Annotated in this window: 6 protein-coding genes; 3 read left to right on the forward strand and 3 right to left on the reverse strand. The window is 68.1% G+C overall.

All coding sequences use genetic code 11. From position 1 onward, the window contains the following. Positions 1-25 precede the first annotated feature (25 nt). Positions 26-205: a hypothetical protein gene (locus ACP99_RS18580; protein ID WP_049988011.1), complete on the forward strand. Its 180-nt coding sequence runs from the start codon at positions 26-28 to the stop codon at positions 203-205. Positions 206-306: 101 nt separating this feature from the next. Here the strand turns inward: ACP99_RS18580 and trxA are convergent, their stop codons facing one another. Both trxA and ACP99_RS18590 read right to left on the reverse strand, forming a co-directional pair. Then, entirely contained in the window at positions 307-645 is a 339-nt protein-coding gene (trxA, locus tag ACP99_RS18585) for a thioredoxin (protein ID WP_049988012.1), read from the reverse strand. A gap of 84 nt (positions 646-729) precedes the next feature. Beyond that, positions 730-1,401, reverse strand: a complete 672-nt coding sequence (locus ACP99_RS18590) for a 2,5-diamino-6-(ribosylamino)-4(3H)-pyrimidinone 5'-phosphate reductase (RefSeq protein ID WP_049988013.1) — start codon at positions 1,399-1,401, stop codon at positions 730-732. Between the two features lie 134 nt (positions 1,402-1,535). Here ACP99_RS18590 and ACP99_RS18595 point away from each other — a divergent pair, with 134 nt between their 5' ends. Next, complete coding sequence (locus ACP99_RS18595) at positions 1,536-2,561, forward strand: glycosyltransferase family 4 protein (protein ID WP_049988016.1); 1,026 nt, start codon at positions 1,536-1,538, stop codon at positions 2,559-2,561. 40 nt (positions 2,562-2,601) lie between these two features. Here the strand turns inward: ACP99_RS18595 and ACP99_RS18600 are convergent, their stop codons facing one another. Then, entirely contained in the window at positions 2,602-3,078 is a 477-nt protein-coding gene (locus tag ACP99_RS18600) for a DUF7510 family protein (RefSeq protein WP_049988014.1), read from the reverse strand. Between the two features lie 128 nt (positions 3,079-3,206). Here ACP99_RS18600 and ACP99_RS18605 point away from each other — a divergent pair, with 128 nt between their 5' ends. Continuing rightward, positions 3,207-3,965 (forward strand): GNAT family N-acetyltransferase, encoded by a 759-nt coding sequence (locus ACP99_RS18605; protein ID WP_049988015.1) that lies wholly within the window; start codon positions 3,207-3,209, stop codon positions 3,963-3,965. Positions 3,966-3,980: the final 15 nt, after the last annotated feature.

The raw sequence follows: 3,980 nt of genomic DNA on the forward strand, positions 1-3,980 counted from the left end.
AACCCCGATATGGGGATATGAGGGTATGGCGCAGGCCCCAGACACCGGTCGCGACGTCGCCGGTGAGTACCTCTACCACGTTGTCTGTCACGACTGCCCGACCGAGTCGCTCTCGGAGGATGCAACAGAAGCCGAAGCACAGGGAGACGAACACCGAACGTCGACGGGCCATCACGTCGAGGTGGCCGAGTTGCTGAACGAGTGACTGCCGCGTTCTCCGGCGCGTGACTGCCGTATCCTCGAACGCGTGGCTGTTGCGGAACCGGGCGAGAAACTACCGAGGGTCGACGCCGACGACGGCGCGGCTCAGTTCGAGAGCTGGTCGATGATATCGAGCAGGTCGCTCTTGTCCTGGACGCCGATGACGCGTTCGGCCTCCTCGCCGTTCTTGTAGAACTGCAGCGTCGGCACCGAGCGGACGCCGGCGTCGCGGGCGACGTCCTGCAGTTCGTCGATGTCGACTTTCAGGACGGCGACGTCGGTCTCGTCGGCGATCTCCTCGACCGTCGGTTCGAGCATTTTACACGGGCCGCACCAGTCCGCGTGGTAGTCGACGAGGACGATCTCGTGATCGTCGAGGAGTTCGGCGAGGTGGTCTGCGCTCTCGACGTGGATCGGCGCGCCGGTCGCTTCGGGCGTGCTCATACCGGCCCCTACTGGCGGCAGCCTCTTACCTATTTCGAGGGTTGGAACGATTGACGCACGAACGAGTCCCGAAGACGAACGCCGCTAGACGTCGGACTCGACCGCGTACCGGAGCAGCACGCCGTCGTCGATGCGCTGTACGTCCCGGAGGTCGAGTTCCGAAAACGAGGCGACGAAGCCGGCACCGTCGGCGAGCGTCGGGGCGTCGCGACCGCCGATCACCAGCGAGCCGACGAACAGCGACAGCTCGTCGACGAGCCCAGCCTCGAACAGCGAGAAGATGATCTCGCCGCCGCCTTCGACCATCAGCTCCTCGACGCCGCGGTCGGAGAGCTTCGCGAGCGCCTCCGGAAGGGCGACTCGCTCCTCGCCGGCCACGATCACCTCCGCGCCCGCGTCTGCGAGCGCGGCCCGTCTCTCGGGCTCGGCCGCCGTCGCGACGACGACGTACGTCGTCGCCGCGTCGTCGAGGATTCTCGCGTCCAGCGGGGTTCGGCCGCTCGAATCGACGACGACGCGAGCGGGGTTCGGGGATTCGTCGCGCGCGGCGCGCTCGTCTCGGAGTTTCGGCTCGTCGAGCGCGAGATGGGGGTCGTCTGCGAGGACCGTTCCGACGCCGACGAGGACGGCGTCGCTCTCCGCGCGGAGTCGGTCCACGCGGGCGAAGTCGTCGTCGCCGCTGATCCGGACCTGCTCGCGGCGGCGCGTCGAGAGCTTCCCGTCCGCGCTCACCGCGGCGTTGACGACGACGTGCATACCCGACGGGACGGACTCGCGAGGCAAGCGCATTTCGGTCCGGCACGGCGCACGGTGAGGGCTGTCACGAGCGCCGGACAGGACTTATGTGCCAGAGCGCGGAGTATCGAAACGAGATGTCGCCGAAAGTGCTGATGCTCGGGTGGGGATTTCCGCCGAACGTGAGCGGCGGACTCGACACGCACGTCGGGGAACTGTTCGACGGAATGCGAGCCCGCGGACTCGACGTCGAACTCGTCCTTCCGGCGGAGTACGCCCCCGAAGACAGAGACGGCATCGTCGGCGTTCCGACCGGCGACGGCGACATCCTGACGCGTGTCGGTCGGATGAGCGAGACGTTCGCAGAGCGCGCCCGCGACGCCGACGTCATCCACACGCACGACTGGTTCGGGTACGGCCCCGGCTCGCGCGCGAAGTCGAACGCGGACGTCGAGTGGGTGACGACGTTTCACTCGCTGTCGACCGACCGCAACATCGATCCGCCGAAGCGCGAGGTCGAGACGGAGCGCCGGCTCGCGGAGCGCGCCGACCACCTCATCGCCGTCAGCGAACTGACCGCGGCCGACGTCAAAGCGAGATACGGCGGCGACTGCCGCGTCATCTACAACGGCTTCTCGACGTGTTCGACGACCGGCCGCGACTACAAGGAGGAACTCGGCATCGACGGGGAGATGCTGTTCTTCGTCGGCCGCCACACCGACCAGAAGGGCATCTCCCACCTCGTCTACGCGATGGAGAAACTCCGGCGCGACGACGTCACGCTCGTCGTCGGCGGCTCCGGTCACCTGACGGAGCAACTGAAGCGGTTCGCCGAACTGCTCGACGTCGACGACCGGATCGAGTGGGTGGGCTACGTGCCCGAGGAGGACCTCGGCGACTACTACGCCTCCGCGGACCTGTTCGTCTCACCGTCGCTTGCGGAGCCGTTCGGCATCACGATCACCGAGGCGCTCTCGGCGGGCACGCGCGTCGTCGCCACCGAGAGCGGCGTCAACGAGGTGCTCTCCGAGGGGTGCGTCGTCGAGGTGACGCCGGATTCGACGTCGATCGCCACCGGCATCGAGCGAGGACTCGCGCTGGAGGGGGAGCCGCAGTACGAGCCGATCACGTGGGACGAGGTCGTCGACGAGACGATCGCGTTCTACGAGGAGATCGTCTGAGACGGCGCTCCCGTCCGCGATCGCTACCTCGTTCCCACGCTCACCGAAGCACGCGCACGTCGGTCACCGGCTCCGGGTGTCGGATCCGGTACCCGTCGGCCGTCGGAACGAGTCCCTCGCTCGGGAGCTGCTGTCTGGCGGCCTGATACGGGCTGTCGCCGTCGACGCCCTGATACGGGCTGTCCCGGGATCCCCGGTACGGACTCGACTGCCCTCGTCCGCCCTGTGAGGCGTCCCCCTCGGCGCGTTGGTACGGGCTGTCGTCGCCCTCAGCACGCTGGTACGGGCTGTCGCCGTCGACGCCCCGGTGGGGTCCCTCGTCGCGGCGCTCCGCCTCCCGCTCGAAGTCCTCCGGCGGTAGGTAGATCCGCTCGCCCGACTCCGATCGGACGATCACGGCGGTGTCGCGGTCCCCGCGCATCGTGATCACCGTCTCGCCGCCCTCGACGTTCACCGCGAAGTTCACCCGCGGGTCGTCGGTGCCCCCGCCGGCGTCGCTGCCGTCGCGCGCTTCCATACCGTACGGTGCGTCGGCTTCGTATTTATACCTCCGGCGGACCCCCGACCGGTCGGTCGCGCGGGCCTCCGAGGGGCCGTTCACCGACTGCCCCCGAAGTCAAGTAGTCGGACGACGAACCGAGGTCCATGGATCTTCGAGACGCAACGACCGAGGACGTCGACGCGGTTCGCCGGGTAGCCACGGAGTCGTTGAGCGCCTCCTACGGCCACGCCATCGACGAGGAGACCATCGAGGCGGCCGTCGAGAAGTGGTACAGCGCCGACCGCCTCCGCGAGGCGCTGACGGACGACCGGGAGATCTTCGTGGTCGCCGTCGACGAGGGCTCCGTCGTCGGCTTCGCACAGAGCGAGATCTCGGAGGGCCGCGAGGTCGTCGGCTACCTCGATTGGCTGCACGTCGTGCCCGACCACCGCGGCGCGGGGATCGGCTCCCAACTGCTCGCGCGACTGAAAGAGGAACTCGTCGATTCCGGCGTCGACCGCTTGGAGGGTCGCGTCCTCGCCGACAACGAGGAGGGGGTCGCATTCTACGAGGAACAGGGGTTCAGCGAGGTCGGCGAACGCAGCGTCGACATCCACGGCGAGACGTTCACCGAGCGCGTGTTCACGGTCCTGCTCGACGAGACCGAGTCCGACTCCGGCGGGCTCACGCACCGCTCGACCGACGACGGCACGCGGGTCTACGTCTCCTACGAGGAGTCGATGCGCGGGTCCGACGCGCCGTTCTTCGCCGTCTACCTCGACGAGGAGCGGACGGAGCGCTACGGCTGGATGTGCGGCGTCGACGAGAGCCTCGACGTCGCGATCGACACGATGGAGCGACTGGAGTGCAACGACTGCGGGAACCGCCGGAAACCCGCCCGCTGGGACGCGGCGTACCTGTAGACCCACCTACCTTTT

The organism is Halobellus rufus (genome assembly GCF_000739575.1).
Taxonomy (GTDB): Archaea; Halobacteriota; Halobacteria; order Halobacteriales; family Haloferacaceae; genus Haloquadratum; species Haloquadratum rufum.